Origin of the sequence: Psychrobacillus sp. FSL H8-0484 (assembly GCF_038005325.1) — a bacterium.
GTDB lineage: Bacteria > Bacillota > Bacilli > Bacillales_A > Planococcaceae > Psychrobacillus.
Map to the genome: position 1 here is coordinate 1,517,737 of NZ_JBBOSZ010000001.1, position 22,957 is coordinate 1,540,693.

25 protein-coding genes are annotated in these 22,957 nt (G+C 35.9%); 24 read left to right on the plus strand and 1 reads right to left on the minus strand.

Going from position 1 to position 22,957, the window contains the following annotated elements:
• The first annotated feature begins 48 nt into the window (after nucleotides 1-48).
• The 6 genes from MHH81_RS07050 to MHH81_RS07075 all read left to right on the plus strand — a co-directional run bounded on the left by MHH81_RS07050 (nucleotide 49) and on the right by MHH81_RS07075 (nucleotide 5,675).
• A complete protein-coding gene (locus MHH81_RS07050) occupies nucleotides 49-1,023 on the plus strand; it encodes a helix-turn-helix domain-containing protein (RefSeq protein ID WP_340919494.1) in 975 nt (324 codons plus the stop codon).
• Nucleotides 1,016-2,434 (plus strand): RecQ family ATP-dependent DNA helicase, encoded by a 1,419-nt coding sequence (locus MHH81_RS07055; protein ID WP_340919497.1) that lies wholly within the window; start codon nucleotides 1,016-1,018, stop codon nucleotides 2,432-2,434. The genes MHH81_RS07050 and MHH81_RS07055 overlap by 8 nt, the downstream gene beginning before the upstream one ends.
• Before the next feature lie 83 nt (nucleotides 2,435-2,517).
• On the plus strand, nucleotides 2,518-3,108 hold the full coding sequence (locus tag MHH81_RS07060; RefSeq protein WP_340919500.1) for a LysM peptidoglycan-binding domain-containing protein: 591 nt from the start codon (nucleotides 2,518-2,520) through the stop codon (nucleotides 3,106-3,108).
• Nucleotides 3,109-3,181: 73 nt separating this feature from the next.
• A complete protein-coding gene (locus MHH81_RS07065) occupies nucleotides 3,182-3,814 on the plus strand; it encodes a CBS domain-containing protein (protein WP_340919503.1) in 633 nt (210 codons plus the stop codon).
• Between the two features lie 87 nt (nucleotides 3,815-3,901).
• Nucleotides 3,902-4,669, plus strand: a complete 768-nt coding sequence (locus tag MHH81_RS07070; RefSeq protein WP_340925156.1) for a metallophosphoesterase — start codon at nucleotides 3,902-3,904, stop codon at nucleotides 4,667-4,669.
• Between the two features lie 25 nt (nucleotides 4,670-4,694).
• Complete coding sequence (locus tag MHH81_RS07075; RefSeq protein ID WP_340919505.1) at nucleotides 4,695-5,675, plus strand: YpdA family putative bacillithiol disulfide reductase; 981 nt, start codon at nucleotides 4,695-4,697, stop codon at nucleotides 5,673-5,675.
• 650 nt (nucleotides 5,676-6,325) lie between these two features.
• Here the strand turns inward: MHH81_RS07075 and MHH81_RS07080 are convergent.
• Entirely contained in the window at nucleotides 6,326-7,297 is a 972-nt protein-coding gene (locus MHH81_RS07080; RefSeq protein ID WP_340919506.1) for an asparaginase, read from the minus strand.
• A 79-nt stretch (nucleotides 7,298-7,376) separates the two neighbouring features.
• Between MHH81_RS07080 and prsW the strand changes: the two genes are divergently transcribed.
• The 18 genes from prsW to hepT all read left to right on the plus strand — a co-directional run bounded on the left by prsW (nucleotide 7,377) and on the right by hepT (nucleotide 22,957).
• Nucleotides 7,377-8,069, plus strand: coding sequence for a glutamic-type intramembrane protease PrsW (gene prsW, locus MHH81_RS07085; RefSeq protein ID WP_340919508.1), 693 nt, complete (start codon nucleotides 7,377-7,379; stop codon nucleotides 8,067-8,069).
• Between the two features lie 93 nt (nucleotides 8,070-8,162).
• The gene (sleB, locus tag MHH81_RS07090) at nucleotides 8,163-8,927 is read left to right on the plus strand and encodes a spore cortex-lytic enzyme (RefSeq protein ID WP_340925157.1); all 765 of its coding nucleotides are present in this window, start codon (nucleotides 8,163-8,165) and stop codon (nucleotides 8,925-8,927) included.
• A 9-nt stretch (nucleotides 8,928-8,936) separates the two neighbouring features.
• Nucleotides 8,937-10,220 (plus strand): PepSY1/2 domain-containing protein, encoded by a 1,284-nt coding sequence (locus MHH81_RS07095; RefSeq protein ID WP_340919510.1) that lies wholly within the window; start codon nucleotides 8,937-8,939, stop codon nucleotides 10,218-10,220.
• Nucleotides 10,221-10,294: 74 nt separating this feature from the next.
• Entirely contained in the window at nucleotides 10,295-10,942 is a 648-nt protein-coding gene (locus MHH81_RS07100) for a flagellar brake protein (protein WP_340919512.1), read from the plus strand.
• 77 nt (nucleotides 10,943-11,019) lie between these two features.
• The gene (cmk, locus tag MHH81_RS07105) at nucleotides 11,020-11,694 is read left to right on the plus strand and encodes a (d)CMP kinase (RefSeq protein WP_340919514.1); all 675 of its coding nucleotides are present in this window, start codon (nucleotides 11,020-11,022) and stop codon (nucleotides 11,692-11,694) included.
• 1 nt (nucleotide 11,695) lies between these two features.
• The gene (locus tag MHH81_RS07110) at nucleotides 11,696-12,283 is read left to right on the plus strand and encodes a lysophospholipid acyltransferase family protein (protein WP_340919516.1); all 588 of its coding nucleotides are present in this window, start codon (nucleotides 11,696-11,698) and stop codon (nucleotides 12,281-12,283) included.
• Between the two features lie 93 nt (nucleotides 12,284-12,376).
• Complete coding sequence (gene rpsA / locus MHH81_RS07115) at nucleotides 12,377-13,516, plus strand: 30S ribosomal protein S1 (protein WP_340919518.1); 1,140 nt, start codon at nucleotides 12,377-12,379, stop codon at nucleotides 13,514-13,516.
• A 106-nt stretch (nucleotides 13,517-13,622) separates the two neighbouring features.
• Complete coding sequence (gene der, locus MHH81_RS07120; RefSeq protein WP_340919520.1) at nucleotides 13,623-14,933, plus strand: ribosome biogenesis GTPase Der; 1,311 nt, start codon at nucleotides 13,623-13,625, stop codon at nucleotides 14,931-14,933.
• 28 nt (nucleotides 14,934-14,961) lie between these two features.
• Complete coding sequence (locus MHH81_RS07125; protein ID WP_340919522.1) at nucleotides 14,962-15,981, plus strand: NAD(P)H-dependent glycerol-3-phosphate dehydrogenase; 1,020 nt, start codon at nucleotides 14,962-14,964, stop codon at nucleotides 15,979-15,981.
• Between the two features lie 270 nt (nucleotides 15,982-16,251).
• A complete protein-coding gene (locus MHH81_RS07130) occupies nucleotides 16,252-16,455 on the plus strand; it encodes a DUF2768 domain-containing protein (RefSeq protein WP_340919524.1) in 204 nt (67 codons plus the stop codon).
• A 13-nt stretch (nucleotides 16,456-16,468) separates the two neighbouring features.
• Nucleotides 16,469-17,179 (plus strand): LptM family lipoprotein, encoded by a 711-nt coding sequence (locus tag MHH81_RS07135; RefSeq protein WP_340919527.1) that lies wholly within the window; start codon nucleotides 16,469-16,471, stop codon nucleotides 17,177-17,179.
• A 90-nt stretch (nucleotides 17,180-17,269) separates the two neighbouring features.
• Nucleotides 17,270-18,748 (plus strand): stage IV sporulation protein A, encoded by a 1,479-nt coding sequence (spoIVA, locus tag MHH81_RS07140; RefSeq protein WP_340919529.1) that lies wholly within the window; start codon nucleotides 17,270-17,272, stop codon nucleotides 18,746-18,748.
• A gap of 172 nt (nucleotides 18,749-18,920) precedes the next feature.
• On the plus strand, nucleotides 18,921-19,193 hold the full coding sequence (locus MHH81_RS07145) for an HU family DNA-binding protein (protein WP_340919531.1): 273 nt from the start codon (nucleotides 18,921-18,923) through the stop codon (nucleotides 19,191-19,193).
• 311 nt (nucleotides 19,194-19,504) lie between these two features.
• On the plus strand, nucleotides 19,505-20,074 hold the full coding sequence (gene folE / locus MHH81_RS07150; protein ID WP_340919533.1) for a GTP cyclohydrolase I FolE: 570 nt from the start codon (nucleotides 19,505-19,507) through the stop codon (nucleotides 20,072-20,074).
• A gap of 67 nt (nucleotides 20,075-20,141) precedes the next feature.
• On the plus strand, nucleotides 20,142-20,363 hold the full coding sequence (gene mtrB / locus MHH81_RS07155; protein WP_340919535.1) for a trp RNA-binding attenuation protein MtrB: 222 nt from the start codon (nucleotides 20,142-20,144) through the stop codon (nucleotides 20,361-20,363).
• 129 nt (nucleotides 20,364-20,492) lie between these two features.
• On the plus strand, nucleotides 20,493-21,254 hold the full coding sequence (locus tag MHH81_RS07160) for a heptaprenyl diphosphate synthase component 1 (RefSeq protein WP_340919538.1): 762 nt from the start codon (nucleotides 20,493-20,495) through the stop codon (nucleotides 21,252-21,254).
• Nucleotides 21,255-21,257: 3 nt separating this feature from the next.
• On the plus strand, nucleotides 21,258-21,962 hold the full coding sequence (locus MHH81_RS07165; RefSeq protein WP_340919541.1) for a demethylmenaquinone methyltransferase: 705 nt from the start codon (nucleotides 21,258-21,260) through the stop codon (nucleotides 21,960-21,962).
• A gap of 20 nt (nucleotides 21,963-21,982) precedes the next feature.
• Nucleotides 21,983-22,957, plus strand: a complete 975-nt coding sequence (gene hepT / locus MHH81_RS07170) for a heptaprenyl diphosphate synthase component II (protein ID WP_340919542.1) — start codon at nucleotides 21,983-21,985, stop codon at nucleotides 22,955-22,957.

Consider the following 22,957-nt stretch of genomic DNA (forward strand, 5'->3'; position numbering starts at 1 on the left):
AAACTTTTACTTGTAATCATACATAAATTTAATGGAGAACGGTCTTCCATGGCACCGTATTATCTATTAAAAGGAAAGAAATCAGGACAAACGATACAAGACGTTACTTATTTTGATCTTCATCCTTTTTTCTCTCTTTATCCTAAACTATCTAAAGAAGAATATAATGTCGAAATTTCAACACTTCTCTCCAATAATCTTATAGAAGAGAAAGAAGCGTTTATTTTTATTACCGAAAAAGGACTTGGGCAAATCAAGTCGATGAGAGAAACTCTTTACAATGGATGGGACTTAAGAGGTAATGAACATATTTTCTGGAGGAGATTGGATCTTACTGTACAAACATTATCCCATTTCCAGGCAAACGAGAAAAGATTTATACCAAATCAAAAAGATAACGCTATACATCATTTTGTGAGGGGATTTTTATTAGAGAGAAATTTCCAATCCTCAACTTTTGGTTCCCAATTTAAGAATCAACTTATGATACTTCTCGAAAATCCAAAATTATTAGAAATACATCGCACCTTGTTTGTGTATCGACTAAGTGGATATAAAGAAAGCGGCTTGACCTGGGAGCAGCTTGCGCAGGCACAAAACTCAACAATTTTAGATATGAAATTTCAATTTATTGAGTGTCTGCATATCCTGTTAAGTGATATAACTGCTGAGAAATTTCCAGATTTGTATGCACTATTGAAAGATATTTATGTCCTCACTCCTTTAACTGATTCGGCAACGAAAACAAGTCAATTATTTGAAAAAGGATATACCATCGATGAAATTGCACAAATGCGCTTTTTAAAATTAAATACAATTGAAGATCATGTCATTGAAATTGTTTCCGCTAATCAAAGCTTTCCTATTTATTCTTTTATAACATCTGAGCAACTTCAAAGAGTGTTGGATATATCTAAACAATTAAAAACGAAAAAATTAAAAATTATTCGGGAAAATGCTTCGGATTTAAGTTATTTTCAAATAAGACTCGCTTTAACAAAAGGGGAAGAAGTGCATGGATAAGTTGACTGAAGTACTTCATAGTAAATTTGGTTACACTTCTTTTCGAGAAGGTCAAAAAGAAGTAATAGAGCAAGTTCTTGCAAGACAGGATGTAGTTGCGATTTTACCCACTGGCATGGGGAAATCGTTGTTGTATCAGTTGCCAGCTTACTTTATGGATGGGACTGTTATTGTCATTTCACCTTTGTTATCGTTAATGCAAGATCAAGTAGAACAACTTAAAATGATGGGGGAGAAACGAGTTATTGCCATTAACTCATTTTTATCTTATGACCAAAAAGAAATAGTTCTTAGGAATTTAGCCGTCTATAAGTTTATTTTTACTTCGCCTGAAATGCTACAGAACGAACGTTTTAACAAAGCGCTATCTGCAATACCGATTGCCTATATTGTGGCGGATGAAGCACATTGTATCTCGCAATGGGGATTTGATTTTAGACCTGATTATTTAAGAATATCGAAATCGCTAAAAAATGTTAAAGATGTTCCTGTACTCGCACTGACTGCTACTGCAACTAAAAATGTAGTAGAAGATATTAAATCGACGTTATTAATGAAAAGTCCATTTGAATATATCCATTCGCTTGACCGTACTTCTATTGCTTACGAAGCACGAGAGGTAGAAAACCAACAAGAAAAAATAGCATGGATATTTGGAAGGATAACTTCCACAAGAGGACCAGGTATTTTATATACTCAGTCCCGAAAAAAAACAGAATTTTATGCAGAGGAGCTACGAAATCGAGGAATTCGTGTTGCGTTCTATCATGCTAAAATGGATCAAGACGATCGCATATTAATTCAACAGCAGTTTCAGCAAGGACAACTGGATTGGATCTGTGCTACAAATGCTTTCGGAATGGGTATACATAAAGGTGATATAAGACAAGTTATACATGATCATATCCCAACTTCTATTGCTAGTTATATGCAAGAGGTAGGTAGAGCTGCCCGCGACGGTAAGCAATCTATTGCCTCCATCATATATTCGAGCTCAGATGTAGAACAAGCATTTTATGTTGCAATGCAAGATTTTCCAGGTGAACCTGATATTCGATTGACCTACCAACACCAATTAGAGGGTATGGAATTACAGCTTCCAGAAACAACTGCCCGTATTTTAAATTACTGGAAGGAAGAGTTAACTGAACAGGAAACAATTCATTTATTTCAAAACATTAAACAAAAGAAGTGGGTAGAAATTCAAAGCTTATACACAATGCTTCAAAATGAGGTATGTGTGAGAGAACAATTATTACACTATTTCGATGAACAGTTGTTGGAAAGGCCGGTTCATTGTTGTTCTAAATGCGGTCTTCATATACAAGATATTTTTCAAATGGATAAAGAACAAAAGATAGAGAAAATTGAGTTAAATTGGAAAAATAGACTAAATAGCCTGCTCCTCTAGTTAAACTTTTGATAAGTTTACATTTTCAACAAAATTCGGCATAATAGAAGTAGATAAGAAGGCAGAAATGGAGTTAGACTAATATGAAACAAGATGACTATCAGAAAAAAATTGATGAACATAGACAATCAATCAGTTTAGAAGATGATTCTACTGAATTAAGAAGAAGCAGAAGATCTAATTCATCGAAAAAGGCGAAGAAAAAGTCGAAAAATGTATTAATTCCCACATTATTTGGTGTTTTTATTTTAATTCCCCTTTCCATGTTCATTTATTTTAATTTTTTCTACACACCGGAAAAGGAAGAAGTTACCGATCCTGGTATAATCCAAATGGAAACTAAAACAATTTCAAATGGATTAAGTAAACAGGAAGAAGCGAAAGAAACTGTCGATGAAAGTACTGAAGGCGTAGAACAAACACCTGTAACAACTAATGAAACAGAAGAAAAAGAAGAGACAAAAAATGTAGAAAATCTAGAAGAAAAAAAGGAAACACAAGTAGAAACCAGTCAACAAGTTCAATCTAACACACATATTGTAGGGAAAGGAGAAACACTTTATCGTATAGCTATGAACTATTATAATAATCCTGATGCAGTAGATAAAATTAAAGACGCAAATGGTCTATCATCTAATGAAATTTCTGTTGGTCAAAAATTAATTCTGCCATAATGAGGATAAAAAGAAGGATAATTGTGGCTTTTGTTGAATATAAATATGTATCTTGTTTGGGAGAGGTGTTTATATGTTTGTAAAAAGTGTCATGATTCCGAAAGAAAAATGTTTAACGGTACATGTGAATACTACAGTATTAGAAGCTCTACAAGAACTAGAAGCAAAAGAGATTGATGCACTACCGATTATTGAAAATGGAAAGTATAAAGGAATGTTCAATAAGTATCTTTTATACAAAGCCTTTTTTTATAGTGATTTAGATAAAGAAAGCTTTTTACAACAAACAACAGTATCAGATGTTATTACTAGAGAAGATACGTTTGTTCAAATAGAGGATGTATTTGAAAAAGCATTTATCAAGCTCTATGATTTTCCAATCCTTGCGGTTGTAGAAGACGACAAGTTTCTTGGTCTGGTTACTCGCTATGATACAATTACTCAATTTAAAAGTGCATTCGGAATGAATAGTAAAGGTACGAGGATTACGTTTACTTCAGTTGAATCAGAAGGGCGTATTCTAAAAATGTCTGATATTCTTCATAAGTATCATACATCTGTTATTTCACTTGTAACATTTGATGAAACAGACAAACTTGTTCGCCGAATTGTGCTCAAAATTGATAATGATCAAAAAATAGATCGAATTTTAAAGGATCTCGAGAGGTCAGGTTTTCGTGTTTTACATATTGAAAAAGATGAGTAAAATTATCAATATAGAAAATACGAGCAAGGACAGGGATAATTCCCTGTCCTTTTGCATGTTTACTTAGGAGGTTTATAGTTGATATATATGGTCATATCTATTGTCGTTATCTTCATCATCTTATTTTTATATATGCTATTTCTTGCATTTCAAATTAACGTTAAAGAGCATTCTATACAAATAAAAGAAATGCAGGACGGAGAACAGTTTCACCTATTTTTCATATCCGATATTCACCGAAGAAAAATAGATGACAAACTGATTCACTCGATTATGGGAAAAGTAGACATAGTTATTATTGGTGGGGACTTAACAGAAAAGGGAGTACCACTAAAGCGTACAGAGCACAATATTAAGCAATTAAAAAAACTGGGAAAAGTATATTACGTGTACGGCAATAACGATCGAGAAGTAAATGAACGAAGACTTCAATCTATCTTCGATAAGCATAACGTTCGCATGCTCGTAAACGAATCGGTCGAACTTAATTTTAGAAGCTCTTTGATTCGCCTTGTTGGGATTAATGATGGATTTAGTGGGAATGTAAAAATATATGAGGCCTTTCAGGAAGTAAAAGATACGGATATCCTCGTTTTTGTTTCACATGCGCCAGCGTATTTCCATCATGCGAAAAAGATAAGTAAACCTCATTTACTATTAGCTGGCCATCTTCACGGAGGTCAAATTCGTTTAGGTCCTTTTGGTATGTATGAAAATGGAACTTTTAAAATAAATGAGAATAGCGCGGAGCTTGTAAGCAATGGTTTTGGTACGACGGGTGTTCCACTTAGGTTAGGGGCAAAATCGGAGTGTCATATTATAACGATGCATGGCACACCTATTGATCAAAGGTAGTAAGAAGAGAAAGGAAGTTTTATCAGTGGTACAACATGTAGATGTTTTAATTGTAGGAGGAGGGCCATGTGGAATAGCTGCTGCAATTTCCACTCAAGCGCTTGGTTTGAAAACAACTGTAATCGAAAAAGGAAACATTGTAGAAGCAATATACAATTATCCAACTCATCAAACCTTCTTTAGCACAAGTGAAAAATTAGCAATTGGAGATGTACCTTTTATTGTAGAGGAAAGAAAACCAAAGCGAAATCAAGCATTAGTATACTATAGAGAAGTAACGAAGCTGAAAAATATCCAAGTGAATAAATACGAACATGTAGAAAAGGTAGAAAAAAAGGATCACTACTTCCTTGTAACGACATCAAAAGCAACTTACCACTCTACCTACGTCATAATTGCAACTGGTTATTATGATCATCCGAACTTTATGGGAATTCCAGGAGAAGATTTACCGAAAGTACTTCATTATTTTAAAGAAGGCCATCCGTATTTCGCTCAAAATGTCTTGGTGATTGGAGGGAAAAACTCTGCCATAGATGCAGCTCTTGAGCTGAATAAGGCCGGAGCGAATGTCACTGTCGCTTATCGTGGAAGTGTATACTCCCCTAGTATAAAGCCTTGGGTATTACCAGAGTTTGAGGGGCTCGTGCGAAACGAAGAGATTCAAATGCATTTTAATACAGAAGTTTTGTCAATAGACGAGCAGTTTGTCTATTTAACTGGACCTGAAGGAAAGTTCCAAATGGAAAATGATTTTGTCTTTGCGATGACAGGTTATCATCCTGATCATGTATTTTTAGAGAAAATGGGTGTTCAGATAGACCAAACATCTGGGCGACCTACATATAATGCAGAAACAATGGAAACAAACGTAGAAGGTATATTTATCGCAGGTGTGATAGCGGCAGGGAATAATGCAAATGAAATTTTTATTGAAAATGGAAGGTTCCACGGAAATCAAATTGCTCAAGAAATAGAACGCAAGAGAAAAGACGCAAAAATATAAATTTTTGGTCTTGTGACCCAGGTTTCAGAGGTCACTTCTAGAACCAGAACGAAGCTTTCGCGGTATCGATTGAAAGAAATGACATATAGAATACTCTGTAACTAGACAGATTCAGCACTTTTCAAACCATTTCTTGAAAATGGATATGCATATATTTACTTTGTTTCTCCTTGTTTTCGGATTGCTATGGACAGAGCGACATTACACCATTACCGGGATTTCTAGAAGGGGCTGTCCCTAAAGTCATATAGTGACTGAGAGATGGTCCCTTTTCCAATGTATTGATTCCCGTTCCAGACGGACGCTTTCCGCGGGCATGGCTTCAGTCTCCTCAGGCCAACACGATGTTGGTCACGAAGGCGTTGCCACACGAGGTGGCGTTCTTAGCCTTCGTTCCTATGTTCGCTCCTGCGGGGCCTTCAGCTCATGCACCTGCCGCTTCGCTTTCGGTGCAGAAAACATCTGCTATTTCCGCTGGAGTCGCCGTCTTTCACTACAATCAATTGCCTACAAAAAATAGTAGTTTTATAAAAAGTATACAAAAAACAGGTGTAGAAAAAGACTCGTTTTTCTACACCTGCTTCAATTTATGGGCTTATTGGACAGCCCCTTCTTTTTGGTAATCGTATGGCCGTCGCCCTGCACTTTTCTTAGATAGAGAAAATATGGTTCATTGCATTTTGTGGGTCTGGATGATTAAGAGCAATGAGGAGTGCCAGCCTTGCTTTTTGACCGTTTATGCCCTGTGCAAATATGACTCCTAGCTCTTTTAACCCTTTTCCACCACCTACATAACCATATACATCTTGTGCTATTCCATTAAAGCAACGAGAAACAAGTACAATTGGTATGTTTCTTTGCAAGATATCTTCAATAATAGGAACAAGGCTCGGCGGCACATTTCCTTGACCTAATCCTTCCAATACTATTCCGTCATAGCCTAGCTGGATGGATGATTCTAATAAATCTGGTTCCATTCCTGCATATACTTTAAAAAGTGCCACTCGTTTCGAGATACTTTGAATTGGGAAAACTGTCCGGTAATTAGGGGAATGATGAAAATGTACAATGGACTTTGAAATAAAACCGATAGGTCCGTATTGCGGACTTTGGAAGGTGCTGACATTGCTAGCGTGCGTTTTTGTCGCATTTTCTGCGGTATGAATCTCATCATTTAAGACAATTAATACCCCTTTACCAATTGCGTCCTTGGATGAGGCTACTTTTATAGCAGAAACTAAATTGTATAAACCATCTGAGCCGATTTCATTGGAAGATCTCATTGCACCTGTTATCACGATCGGGATCGATGTATCGACTGTTATGTCCAAAAAGTAGGCTGTTTCTTCCAGTGTATCTGTTCCATGTGTAATGACAACTCCATCAATATTTTTTTCTACTATATACTGATCGATTAACTGTTTTAGAGTTAACATTTCCGCAGAGGTAATATGAGGAGAAGGTAAATTAAAAGCCTCGATTTCCAAAATGTTTGCAAGTTTTTTTAGTTTTTCTGCCTCTACAATGAGAGGGTTTTGAGCAGCAGGAACTACTGCACCAGTTTCCGCATTTACTTGCATAGATATCGTTCCGCCTGTATGAATTAGTAAAATTGTTTTCAATAGAAAAACCCCCAAATTTTTTACAATTAATGCAAATAATAATGTATAATAAAGATAATGAATTGGAAGGAGTAAGGATATGTTCATACTGCTTTCCGTTGCAATTGCTCCTGCACTTGCACTTTTAAGTTATTTTTATTTACGTAAAGAAATTGCCAAAGAGCCTTCTAGATTATTGTTACACACATTTATATATGGCGCTATATTAACTTTTCCAATTTTATTTATTCAGCATGTAATTCAAGAAGAGCAAGTAATTTCAGGCTTATTTGTTCGAAATGCCTTATTTTCTAGCACCTTAGAAGAGTTTTTCAAATGGTTAGCACTTCTAGTGGCTATATACAAACATGTGGAGTTTGATGATCCTTACGATGGGATCTTATATGGAGCTAGTGTTTCTCTTGGATTCGCAACGGTCGAAAACATTTTGTTCCTATTAAACTTTGGTATGCATGATGCATTTATGCGTGCGTTGCTTCCAGTTTCCAGTCATGCATTATTTGGCGTCGTAATGGGTTATTATTTAGGTAGAGCAAAATTTTCAACTTTAAATAAGTCCCGATATGAAATTACGTATGCATTAGCAGCTCCTTTAGTCTTGCATATAATATATAATAGCATTTTAATTTTTACTGGATTTGAACTAATCTTAATGGTTCCATTCATGCTTTTTTTATGGGTATTTGGCTTATCAAAAGTAAAGAAAGCACATATTTTATCGCATAAAAGAAGATATGAACATCATGAATATTTTATTAGAGAGGAAATCTAGCTGATGCTAGATTTTTTTTGTATATTTAGTAAAAACTTACCCAAGCTATATAAAAAGGAGAGATGTCGTTTGAAACAAATTAAATACATCCTTATTAGCTTGGTTATTTGTACAGCTAGTTATGCGTTTTTAAATCAAGAGCAACCTACACAGGCTTTCTCCGCTCAGATATTAGAACGGGGAGCATACGGAGATGATGTAATTGAGCTACAAGCTAGACTACAATACATTGGATATTACACGAGTGAAATAGACGGTAAGTTTGGATACAGCACTTACTGGGCCCTTAGAAATTTTCAAGAGAAATACGGGCTTCCTGTCGATGGAATGTTAGGTGAAAAAACGAAGAAAAAACTTGTGAATGCTTCGGAATTCAACGAGAAATTTGTGCATGAACAAATAAAAAAAGGTAATAGTTTTACACATTACGGTGGGAAGGACCTAAAGGCACAAGTAAAAAATAAAAAACCGGAAAGTACAAATATGCAGCTTCCCCCAAAATACACAGAAAAAGATTTAAAGCTAATTGCAAACGCAGTATATGGAGAATCTAGGGGAGAGCCATATGAAGGGCAAGTTGCAGTTGCAGCAGTTATATTAAATCGAGTTGATCACCCTGATTTTCCAAATACAATTAGCGAAGTAATATTCCAACCACGCGCATTTACTGCAGTAGCAGATGGCCAAATTTGGTTAGAGCCGAATGAACGTGCTAAAGAGGCGGTATTAGACGCACTAAATGGATGGGATCCAACTGAAAATGCTATCTACTACTTTAACCCGGAAACTGCTACTAGTGAATGGATCTGGTCTAGACCACAAATTAAAAAAATCGGACAGCATATATTTTGTTCATAAGGAGATAAAATGAAAAAATTTGGATGGATAATAGTTGTTGCTGCTGCCGCCTTATTTCTTGTATATCATTTGTCTGTTCAAGCCCAAAACACTCGATTAGAAACTGCACTTGCAAACCAATATGCAAATCAATTAACAACAGCTTCTGAACAGCTTACGGTATTAAGTGATTCCATTGATCAGACATTACTATTTAAAGATAAAGCTGCACTCGATAAACCTCTAGATGATGTATGGAGAGTGTCTTCTGATGTGCGGGCATCTATTTCAGCCTTACCAATAGATCAAGAAACCTCCACGGTGTGGATGAATTATTTAACCCGTATTGGAAATGGCGCTTCGCAAGTTAAGGCTGGAAAAGTGCCAATAGAAGAATGGCAAAAAAACATGACAAGTGCTCGTGATAATTTAAGATCGTTATCTGATCAATGGGCTTTTACGACTAGAGAGGATGGAAAGAAAGATTATATCGTAGCATCTTTTGTACAAAACAAAGTAAGTAAAGAAAATGAGAAGAGTTGGAAAGCTCTAGGGAGTTCTGTAAAAACTTATACGGAAAGTGATTTTCCAATGACTGCAAGTGAAACGGATCAACAAAAGAAGAAGGATTTGCAACACATTGAAGACGCAGAGATTAGTATGGATCAAGTAAAACAAAAGTTTAGGGAGCTGTTCCCTGAACTAAAAGATGCTAAACTGCATGTTACAGAAAGTGCAAAAGATGCTCCTTATCCCTTTTATCATGTAGAATTTCATAAGGGAATTCGAATTGGATATGCGGATTTCACGAAAAAAGGAGGTCATCTACTATCTTTCTTATTGGAAAGACCTTTTGATAATACAACCATTAGTGTTGAACAAATGAAAGCTAAAGCATTAAAATATATGAAATCCTTTGATTATGCCGATACGAAAATGGTTGATTTCCGAGAAAATAATATTGCTTGGCATTTAGCTTTTGCAAGAAATGATGCTGAAAATAATGCACTAGTGTATGCGGATGGCGTTCAGTTGAAAGTTGCAAAAGATAATGGAGAGCTTTTAGGATTAAATGCAATGGAATATATACAAAAGGAAAAGCTTGTACCTCAAAAAGTTATTCCTATAAACTATGATGAACTATTTTCCGGGAATTTCTCTGTAGAAGAAGAGCGATTATCTTATGTGGAAAATCAACAATTACAACAACGTCTTGCATATGAAGTTTTAACAAGAAGTGATACTATTGGCACATATAAAATATATATTGATACGGAAACTCACGAAATATTACACTCAGAAAAACTCCCATAAAATATTTTCTTATAGAAAATGAAAACTTTAAATGTCATAATAAAAGTATTATGACATTTAAAGAGGGTAAAATCATGAAAATCAAGTTAGGTACAAATTTAACCTTAGAGCCAATCTTTACTGAGAAAAAAGAAAAATACCGTTGTAAAGTAGTTGATATGGATGATCAATATATTTATGTGGATTATCCTATCGACACAATAACAAACAAAACCGTATTTTTAATTGACGGTGCCCAGCTACGTGCCACCTATGTGGAAGAATTAAAGTCAGCGTTTGCCTTCCAAACAGAAGTGTTAGGAAAGAGGAATGGGCAAATTCCAATGATTAGACTTTCGTATCCAGGTGATTCCGAAATTATTAAAATTCAACGAAGAGATTTTGTACGTGTCCATTCACCCCTAGATGTGTCTGTTCAATTTGAAGATGAAAAGTATCAATTTATTACAGACGATATTAGTGCAGGTGGTAGTGCAATATTATTGAATCGAGAGGTAAAATTTAAAGCTAATGACGATGTATCGATATTAATCCCCTTAGCATTCAACAATGGGGATATTAAATACGTATCTACTATTGCTAAAGTTGTGCGCATTTGGGACAAAGATTCCCTAACGTTAGCATCCTTGCAATTTACTGATACGGATGATATAGATAAGCAACACATTGTACGTTTTTGCTTTGAAAGACAGTTATTAATGAGGAAAAAAGGATTGAAGTAAAAGTCTGTTTTTACAGGCTTTTTTTTTTCGTATCATTCTATGATAAAATATATTCGAATAGAGTGGAGGATAAAAATATGACGAAACAAATACAAATTGCTATTGATGGTCCAGCTGCGGCAGGTAAGAGTACAATAGCTAAAAAAACAGCCGAGTTATTAGGGTATACATATGTGGATACAGGAGCAATGTATCGAGCTATTACGTATAAAGCAATACATTCAAACATAGATTTGCAAGACGGAGAAAAATTAACGGATCTATTGAAAAAAACCTCTATTGAGTTAAAGCCTTCTCCTAAAGGACAACTAGTATTTTTAGATAATAGAGAAGTAACGGAAGAAATTCGTTCTAAAGAAGTAACTGCTTCCGTTTCAGCTGTAGCTGCTCATGCAAACTTAAGAGTAGAAATGGTAAGAAGACAGGTTGAAATGGGTAAAAACGGCAGTATCGTAATGGATGGACGGGATATTGGGACACATGTATTAACCAATGCAGAGCTTAAGGTATTCATGTCTGCTAGCGTGGAAGAAAGAGCAAGTAGAAGATTTTTAGAGAACCAAAAAAGAGGAATTAGTACAAGTTTAGAAGAACTAATAAAAGAGATTGCTCTTAGAGATAAATTAGATAGTGAACGAGAAGCATCTCCTTTATTACAAGCTGAAGATGCCATCTACATCGATACAACCTCGCTAACAATCGAAGAAGTTTCCGAGAAAATTATGCAGCTAGCTAAAGAGAGGATGGTTTAAAATGAATCTTTATTCCTTTGCAAAGACGATCGTTTATACCGCCTTAAAGCCAATTTATCGATTTGAAGTGATTGGAGCTGATAACTTTCCAAAAGATGGAGGGATATTACTTTGTACCAATCATATTAATGCATTAGATCCCCCTGTTGTCGGGATAAACGCTCCGAGGCCCGTAAATTTTATGGCTAAAGAAGAATTGTTTCGAATACCATTATTAAAAAGTATCCTTCCAGGAGTGCATGCATTTCCCGTAAAAAGAGGAATGAGTGATCGTGATGCACTACGTCGAGCTATAAAGCTATTAAAAGAAGGCGAAGTGGTCGGTCTTTTCCCAGAAGGAACAAGAAGTAAAGATGGGAAGCTTGGAAAGGGTTTTAGCGGTGCAGGATTCTTTGCTTTAAGAGGAGAGGCAAACGTCGTACCATGTGCGATTGTCGGTCCATATAAGCCGTTCAGACGCTTAAAGGTAGTTTATGGAAATGCAATAGATATGCAGCCATATCGAGAAAAAAAGGCTTCTCCTGAAGAAGTGACGGAAGTTATTATGGCGAATATTGCTCAATTACTTGAAGAACATAAAACAAAATAATTAGAATTTTTATTTTCCAGAAGTGCTTCTTTTTGTATTTCTGTCTTAGTTCGCATAAAATAGATAAGAGACGTTGTGAAGGAGGAATATCATATGTCAGAAGAAATGAACTTAAACACACATGAGTTTAAAGAGGGAGATCTAGTAAAAGCGACGGTTGCACAGGTAGATGAAAAATCCGTAATCGTATCAATTGAAGGTGCACCTTTCGATGGAATAGTTCCAATTAGTGAACTATCTAGCTTGCATATTGAAAAAGCATCCGACTCCGTTTCCATCGGTGATGAATTAGAACTTATGATTACAAAAGTAGAAGAAGCAAACTTTGTTCTCTCTAAACGAAAAGTGGATGCTGAAAAAGCATGGGAACAGCTAGAAAAGCAATATCAAGCAGGAGAAATTATTGAAACAGATGTAAAAGAGGTAGTTAAAGGCGGATTGGTCGTAGATTTAGGCGTACGCGGATTCATACCTGCTTCTTTAATTGAAGATCATTTCGTTGAATCGTTTGAAGATTATAAAGGCAAAGTATTAACTTTTAAAATTGTCGAGTTAGAAAAAGATAAAAATCGATTAATCCTGTCACATAAAGCAGTTCTAGAAGATGAAAAATCCGTTAGTAAACAAAAAACATTGAATTCCATTCAAAGTGGAGATATAGTTTTTGGAACAGTACAACGAATTGCTTCATTTGGTGCTTTCGTAGATATAGGTGGAGTAGACGGACTTGTGCATATTTCGCAAATCTCTCATGAACATTTGGAGAGTGTTGCTAATGTTTTATCAGAAGGACAACAAGTGAAAGTGAAAGTACTTTCAATCGATAGAGATGCAGAAAGAATTTCTTTATCAATTAAAGATACTTTACCTGGTCCATGGGCAGAAATGGAAGAAAAAGCTTCTAAAGGAGCTGTATTAACAGGTAAAATAAAACGACTTGTTTCTTATGGCGCTTTTGTTGAAGTATTCCCTGGTGTAGAAGGACTTGTTCATATTTCTCAAATAGCACACCAACATATTGGTACACCGCAAGAAGTGTTAAAAGAAGGCCAAGAAGTTCAAGTGAAAGTGCTAGAGGTTAATAGTGCGGAAAAACGACTTTCTTTAAGTATTAAAGAACTAGTTGAAAATGAGGATGCATTTAATTTAGCTGATTATCAACTACCGGAAGAATCTAAAGGTTTCTCCATTAGTGATGTGCTAGGTGACAGACTAAAAAACTTTACAAAATAAGATTAGTAACTAAGAATCACAAAGCAGGTGACTTCAATAAAGTCGCCTGCTTTTGTCATTTTGTTGTATAATACAAAATAGACGAAGTTGGAAGGATGAATAAGTAATGACAAAACCAGTAGTAGCAATCGTTGGTAGGCCGAATGTCGGCAAATCGACTATATTTAATCGAATCGTAGGAGAGCGTGTATCTATCGTGGAAGATATTCCAGGAATTACACGTGATCGTATATATAGTTCTGCCGATTGGTTAACACATGAATTTAATATTATTGATACAGGTGGTATTGAATTAAGTGATGAACCGTTTTTAGAACAAATAAAACAACAAGCTGAAATCGCAATGGATGAAGCAGATGTTATTATTTTCTTAACAAATGGTCGCGAAGGAATCACATCAGCGGATGAGTATGTAGCTAAGATTTTATACAAAACAAAGAAACCAATCGTTTTAGCAGTAAATAAAATTGATAATCCTGATATGCGTGAAATGATTTATGACTTTTATTCATTAGGAATGGGTGAACCTTTCCCTATTTCAGGATCTCATGGTCTTGGTTTAGGAGATTTATTAGACGAAGTGGCGAAAAACTTCCCAGAAGTAGAAGATCAAGAGTATGGCGAAGAAGTTATCAAATTCTCTCTAATCGGAAGACCGAATGTTGGTAAATCTTCTTTAATCAATGCATTTTTAGGGCATGATCGCGTAATTGTAAGTGAAATTGCTGGTACGACACGAGATGCTATTGATACTGAGTATACATTTGACGATCAAGATTACGTGATGATTGATACAGCTGGAATGCGTAAAAAAGGAAAAGTATACGAAACAACTGAAAAATACAGTGTGCTTCGTGCTTTAAAGGCTATCGAACGTTCTGACGTTGTTTTAGTTGTTTTAAATGCGGAAGAAGGAATTCAAGAGCAGGATAAAAAAATTGCTGGATATGCGCATGAAGGCGGAAAAGCAGTAATTATTATTATGAATAAATGGGATGCAATCGAAAAGGATGACAAAACAATGAATGAAATGACGAAATCCATTCGTGAACATTTCCAATTCTTAGACTATGCACCGATTGTTTTTGTTTCAGCAAAAACCAAACAACGTGTAAATGCTATTTTCCCAGTTATTAATAAAGTAAGTGAAAACCATGCACTACGAGTTCAATCTTCCGTATTAAATGAGGTAATTGAGGACTCGGTAGCACGTAATCCTGCTCCAACAGACAAAGGAAAACGACTTCGTATTTATTATGCAACTCAAGTAGCTATTAAGCCGCCTACATTTGTTGTGTTCGTAAATGAACCTGAAATGATGCATTTCTCATATGAACGATTTTTAGAAAATCGAATTCGTGAATCCTTTGATTTTGAGGGGACTCCAATACGAATTATTACTCGCGCAAGAACTTGATCATATAGGTTTAGGGGGCGTAATTGAAATGGAGAAAGTAACTGTACTTGGAGCAGGTAGCTGGGGAACAGCACTTGCAATGGTGCTTGCTAATAATAATCATGATTGTCTCCTTTGGTCACATCGAGAAGACCAAGCGAGCGAAATAAATGAACATCATACAAACAATAAGTATTTACCGAATACACTTTTACCTAGTAACTTAAAAGCGACGAGTGATTTTGAGCAAGCAATTCAACATGCATCAACAATTGTTATAGCAGTACCTACGAAGGCTATCAGAGAAGTATGTCAAGACATGATACAACATTTAAATGAAAAAAAATTGTTTGTTCATGTTTCAAAAGGGATTGAACCCGATTCGTTAAAACGTATTTCAGAAATGTTAAAGGACGAACTTCCAGCTCATTTGGTGGAAGCGATTGTCGTGTTATCTGGACCGAGTCATGCAGAAGAGGTAGTTTTACAACATCCTACTACCATTACTGCCGCTAGTGAAAAAATGCAAGCCGCTGAAAAAGTACAAGATTTGTTTATGAATAATTATTTCCGTGTATATACAAATGATGATGTCATTGGTGTAGAAATAGGAGCAGCTCTGAAAAATGTTATTGCTTTAGCAACTGGTATTGTAGATGGACTTGGGTATGGGGATAATGCAAAAGCAGCTCTTATTACAAGAGGTCTAGCAGAAATTTCAAGACTAGGAATTAGTTTAGGTGCAGAGCCTTATACTTTCTTTGGATTAACTGGGATGGGTGACTTAATTGTTACTTGTACAAGTGTTCATTCTAGAAACTGGCGAGCTGGTAATATGCTTGGAAAAGGTGCAACACTTGAAACCGTTCTAGATGAAATGGGAATGGTTGTGGAAGGTGTACGAACAACGAAAGCAGCATACCAACTTGCGAAAAAGCAGCAAGTAGACATGCCTATTACTGAAGCATTATATTCGGTGTTATTTGAAGGTGGTCAACCAAAAGAAGCCGTAGATATCCTTATGCATCGCACAAAAAAACATGAGCTAGAGGATTATAAAACGTTCTAAACTTCAGACTGTTGAGAAACGCTCACATTCTTCGTTGCTTGCTCCTGCGCAAGCTCGTCGCAGTTAAAAGCGTTGCTCCTGCGGTTACTCGTCGCAGACAAAAGAGTTGCAACCGTTGTGACATGATTTCGCGAACTTAGGTTGCTTTCTTGGACGAGTGTTTTCATTCCGTCTGAAGAACATTTTAAAACAACAAATTGAGTTGTATGAAATACAACTCTTTTTTGTTATGGTATACTTTTTAACTGTAGAAAGGTGGGGGAACTCTTGTTGTTAATATCATCAATGGATAAGATGTGGATTTCATTTGGGTCTATGGGATGTTTGTTGCTAGCTATGATAGTTATGTACTTTGTAAAAAATAAGTTTACAAACAGTTTCTTGAAATTTATCTTCGGTTTGTTTGCATACATATTGTTATTTATAGGTTTTATCACGATGGTATATATTATCTTTAATCCAACAAAAGCTTAGTAAGGAGATTCGGATGAAAAAAATTAGTCTTTTTGCAGTTCTTGCCTTTGGGGTACTGCTATTAACCGGATGCGGTTATAAAAGTGGTTATGAACCAGAAAATTTATTGCCATATGAAGATCAATTAGACGCTGTACAAAAAGCTGTCGACAGCTTTAAAGAAAACTCTAGTGGTTTGTTACCAATCAAGACACGTGATATGGAGACCGATCAATATATTAAATATCCAATAGACTTTAAAAAAATCGTTCCAGCTTATTTGGGTAAAGCACCAGCAAATTCGTATGAAGCAGGTGGGATTTATCAATATGTATTAATGGATGTTGAAGAAAATCCGACTGTAAAATTAGTTGATTTGCGAATAGCAGATACCCTACGTGACATAAATTTCAGAAAAGGGATTAATGGGTTTGGCCCTATTGCAGAAACCATCGCTGAAGGTGTATATAAGCTAGATTACAAGAAGATGGGATATAAAAGTGAACTGTCTGTTCAAAGCCCGTATTCGGATACTCAGCTACCTCTAGTAGCTACTGGTGATGGAAAGGTATATGTAGATTATTCTATTGAGTTGAGTCGGTTGCTTCAAGAAACGAAAGCTGAAGTAAAGCCAGGGGAAGATATTCGCTTTCTTTTGACGGATAATTTTGCAATTGTTCCAGCTTACTCACTACCCTACACTGTAAATGAAAATAATGAGCCGGTTTTTATGATCGCTAAATAAATTGAATTTTCGTAAATTTAACGTTTCATGCTTTATGCATGAAACGTTTTTTGTGTGCATATATTAAATGGCGAAGAAAGGAGAGTATCCATGTCGAGTAAACTGTATGAACAAATAGCAGAACGAACAAATGGCGATGTGTATATTGGTGTAGTTGGTCCGGTGAGGGTAGGTAAATCTACCTTTGTTAAAAGAGTAATGGAGCTAGTTGTCATTCCGAATATTCAAGAGGAATCAGAAAGATTACGTGCGCAAGATGAACTGCCTCAAAGCTCCCCAGGTAATGTTATTATGACTGCTGAACCTAAATTTGTACCTGCGCATGGAACGAATATTCATCTTGGTGAAGACCAACTACGTCTACAAATAAGGTTAGTAGATTGTGTAGGTTACATGATTGATGGCATAAAGACGCACTCAGGTGAAGATGGGCAGAAACTAGTGCACACACCATGGCACAATGAGGCTATACCATTTGAAGAAGCTGCTAGAATTGGAACTGATAAGGTAATTCGTGACCATTCTACCATTGGCATTGTTGTAACTACAGACGGAACAGTTAATAATATTCCTAGAAAAGCGGCGGAAGCGGCAGAACAACAAATAATTGCACAATTAAAAGAAATAGGAAAGCCTTTTGTTATTGTTTTAAATAGTAAGACGCCTGGTCATATTGAGACACTTCAATTATCTGAAGAATTACAAAAACTACACGAAGTTCCTGTTATTCCCGTTGCAGTAGATCGAATGACGCCGGAGGAAATTCAATACATACTTCAACAAGCATTGTATGAATTTCCAATTACCGACATTGAATTAGTAAAGCCAGATTGGACCGATGTATTAGAACCAGATCATTTTGTGAATAATGCAATTACATCTTCCTTACAGGAATGGCTTCAAATCGTCTCAAAGATGAAAGATGTAAAAGAACTAGCTAATAGATTTAAGCAAGTGCCTTTTATTCAATCAGCAGAAGTAGTTGAAGCGAATCCAGGTAGAGGGTCTGCATGCATTCAAATAGGCTTAAAACCAGAAGTATTTCAAGAAGTGTGTGATGAGTGGCTAGAAGAACCAATTCAATCCAAAAAAGACTGGCTCTTATTTGTGAAAGAAGCTTCTACCGCGAAAAAAGCGTACAATAAATTTTCTGAAGCATTGGAAGCAGCTAAAACTACTGGTTATGGGGTTTCACTTCCAACTTTACAAGACTTTCAGCCTTCTGCACCAGAAATTATTAAGCAAAATAATTTTTATGGAGTTAGTTTAAAGGCAAAAGCCGCGTCTCTTCACATTATTCGAGTAGACATGGAAGCAGAATTTGCACCACTCATTGGCTCAGAGTTTCACAGTCAACAGTTATTAAAAGATTTAAAACATGGTTATTTACATGATCGTGATGCCCTATGGCAAACACAAGTCTTTGGAACATCCTTAGTCGAAGTGTTGAAAGAGAGCTTGCGATATAAAACGGATAGCGTTTCAACTGTTGCGAAAAAAAGAATGAGACAAACGATTGAACGAATGGTCAATGAAGGCGATCGAGGGATGGTTACATTTATACTGTAAATATGCTACAGGGCTTTTCGCATCTATGCGAAAAGTCCTGTTATTTCATAATTTTACAAGTTTTTTCGGGAAAGTTCGCGAAACACGCACAAATAGTGTTGCGTAGGGTTTTCCATTGTGATACTCTTTTTACAGGATTGAAGCTATCTTCCTTTGAGAGGAGGTGAATGGTATGAATAAAACAGAATTAGTGAACTCTGTTGCAGAGGCTGCAGATCTTTCTAAAAAAGACGCTTCTAAAGCTGTAGAAGCTGTATTTGAATCAATTCAAACTGCTCTTGCAGATGGTGAAAAGGTTCAATTAATCGGTTTTGGTAACTTTGAGGTTCGTGAACGTGCTGCACGTAAAGGGCGTAACCCTCAAACAGGTATGGAAATCGACATCGCTGCAAGCAAGGTGCCAGCTTTTAAGCCAGGTAAAGCACTTAAAGACGCAGTTAAATAACTGATGACGTAGTACATAGAACGGTTATTGTGGAGCTTGCTTCACGGTAGCCGTTCTTTTCAATTGGCTCTGTTATATTAGGCAACTGTTTATTAGAAAAATATATTTTGTTACGAATCTCCGTGAGACTCCTGTGGAAAGTGAGCGGATTTTCGGCAGGTAACAACATTATCGTTAAACGGAGCATTTCAATTACATAACAAATACGAAAGATTTCAATATACATAGATAAAATTTATTTCTAAAATTTGTTTCATATGCTAAGATGCTTATGATATATTTACGCAGTTTAGTTTAGGGGGTCAGCAGATATGACGAACGTCGATCTGAAAAAAATAGAAGAAGCAATTAAAATGATTTTAGAAGCAGTTGGAGAAAATCCAGAAAGAGAAGGATTACTCGAAACACCGAAAAGAGTTTCCAAAATGTATGCAGAAATGTTCGAAGGATTACATCAAGATCCAAAAGAATATTTTAAAACAGTTTTTCATGAAGACCATGAAGAGCTTGTCTTAGTGAAAGATATTCCTTTTTATTCCATGTGCGAGCATCATCTAGTTCCTTTCTACGGAAAGGCTCATGTGGCCTATATTCCACGTGATGGGGTAGTAACAGGCTTAAGTAAATTAGCAAGAGCTGTTGATACAACTGCTAGACGGCCCCAATTACAGGAAAGAATTACCTCTAGCATTGCAGATGATATTATGGAAATGTTAAACCCACATGGAGTGTACGTAGTAGTTGAAGCGGAACATATGTGCATGACGATGCGTGGTATTAAGAAACCAGGTACTAAAACGGTAACTGCTGTTGCTAGAGGGATTTTAGAAACAGACGATGTAAAACGTTCGGAGATTTTATCCTTTATACAGATGAAGTAACAGTTTTGGATGAATGGTTCGGAATATGGTATGATAAAAAAAGACTGTGAACAAAGGAGACTATAAAATGTCTAGTTCAGATTTTATCGTTATAAAAGCAGAAGAAGATGGCGTTCATGTAATCGGCTTAACACGTGGCACAGATACTAAATTCCATCATTCTGAAAAGCTTGATGCTGGTGAAGTGATGATCGCTCAATTTACGGAACATACTTCAGCCATGAAAATTAGAGGAAAAGCATCCATTCATTCTGCAAACGGAATAATTCAAAGCGAATCAAAAAAATAAATCAGACTGACAAACAAAGCTGCAAACTTCTTTGTTTGCTGATGACAGTCTGAGTGACAACTTCGCAAAACTTAAATATAAAGAACCACATAGAAAAATCAAGCGCGGTTGGGAAATGGAGTAAAGTGTATGAACGAATCTTTGATCACACAACATGTAGAGCAATATAAAAAGAATATTCTCATGCAAACTCAGCAAAGCACTTTGTTAAAATATACAGGAAGTCCTGTTATTGACGAAGAGCGTTTGTTTTTTACACTTTTACCACTCCTCAATGGTGAAGATTGGAACGAATCGGTTAAGGTTTCTGCAATTGCAGTTTCCCTTATTTTTGCTGCACTTGCTGCACATGATTTAGTGAAAGAACAAAAAGCAACATCAAAAGTACAGCAATTACAGGTGTTAGCTGGAGATTACTATAGCGGAAAATACTATCAGCTTTTAGCAAAAGATAACAAGATTGAATTGATTCAACAACTATCAGATGGCGTCGCTTCCATAACGGAGCATAAAACGAGATTCTATGATCATCAAGATTATTCATTTGAACAGCTAATTCAATCTATCCAACTAATCGAAAGCAAACCTATTGAACAGTTTATGGAATACTACTCATTTCATGAATACGTGTTTATCATGAAAGAGGCGTTATTATTATCCTCCATGAAAAAAGAATTGACCGCTTTTGAGAACCAAGAGAGTGCATTTTATATTAGTAAATCTATTAAATTACAAACAAAATTAGACATTTTTCAATCAGAGATAGAAAAAATTGAAAAAGAGTTGATTAAAGATATCCGAAATTCGGAAGTATTAAAAGAACACGTAAAACATGCTATTTTAGAGCGAGTAACTGAACGTGCGCTAGAAAAGCAGTTGAGAGAAGGTTAAACGGTGGGAAAATCAAAAGAGCAACATGTACATGAGGTTTTTGAAAAGATTTCGACTAACTATGATTCGATGAACTCAGTGATTAGCTTTCAGCAACATAAAATTTGGCGTAGTGACACGATGAAAGCGATGCAAGTTAAAACAGGCAGCAGCGCATTGGATGTATGTTGCGGAACTGCAGATTGGACCATTGCGCTAGCGGATGCTGTTGGTCCTACCGGAAAAGTAACTGGACTAGATTTTAGTCAAAACATGCTGAGTGTGGGGAAAGAAAAAGTAAAAGATATCCCTCAAATTGAATTGTTGCATGGAAATGCAATGGAATTACCTTTTGAAGACAATACATTTGATTATGTAACTATTGGTTTTGGTCTTCGAAATGTACCAGACTATAAACAAGTGCTAAAAGAGATGAACCGTGTTGCAAAACCGGGGGGCATGGTCGTTTGCTTAGAAACCTCACAGCCAGATTCAAAATTATTTAATGCTGGTTTCCGTTTTTATTTCCGTTATATTATGCCGATATTTGGGAAATTATTTGCAAAAAGTTACAAAGAATATTCCTGGTTACAAGAATCAGCTAAAGAGTTTCCAAATAGAGCGGAGTTAACAAAGTTATTTGAAGAGGTCGAGATGTCAAACGTCACAAGTAAGCCATACAGTGGTGGAGCAGCCGCAAGGCATATTGGATTTAAAAAAGATATTTAAGTGGGAGAAGGTTTGTATCTGTGGATAAGATGAAGTTGAAATTACTTTATTCCGACTTAAAGTCGGATTTAGATGTCATCGAAAAAGAACTTATAACTGCGGTGAATTCTTCCTCTCACTTATTGAATGAAGCTTCCCTTCATTTGCTTCTTGCTGGCGGTAAACGAATTCGTCCTGTCTTTGTAATGCTTGCAGCAAAATTTGGAGACTATTCGATTGAATCCATTAAAAATGTTGCAGTCTCAATTGAACTAATACATATGGCTTCCCTCGTTCATGATGATGTAATAGACGATGCTGAAACAAGAAGAGGTAGAGAAACAGTAAAAGCTCAGTGGAATAATCGAGTAGCAATGTATACAGGTGATTTCCTCTTCGCTAAAGCAATTGAATACATAACGGCAGTACAAAATACATATGCACATGAAGTATTATCTCATACGATGGTAGAGCTTTGTATTGGGGAAATTATTCAAATTGAGGATAAGCGTCTGTTAGATCAAACGGTTCGAGATTATTTGAGAAGAATAAAGAGAAAAACCGCTATATTAATTTCAGCAAGCTGTGAATTAGGTGCTGTTGCCTCCCAAGCTGATGAAAAAACAGTAAGACACTTAAAGCGTTTTGGTCATTATGTTGGGATGTCATTCCAAATAATTGATGATATTTTAGACATAATTTCTTCAGATGAACAACTTGGCAAACCGGCGGGAAGCGATTTAATGCAAGGTAACATTACGTTACCAGTTCTATATGCGAAAAATGATCCAGCGATTGCCCCTTTGTTACATGAAGTACTAGAAGGAACTATTTCTGAAATAGACAGACAAAAGCTATTAATTGAAATTAGCAATTCAGATGGAATGAAGCAGGCAAAACTAGTTAGTAATATGTATTTGCAGAAAGCTTTGAACGAAGTAAAGCAGTTACCGTCCAATTCTGCAAAGAAATCTTTACAAAATATTGCATTATTTATGAGTAAACGTAAGTTTTAA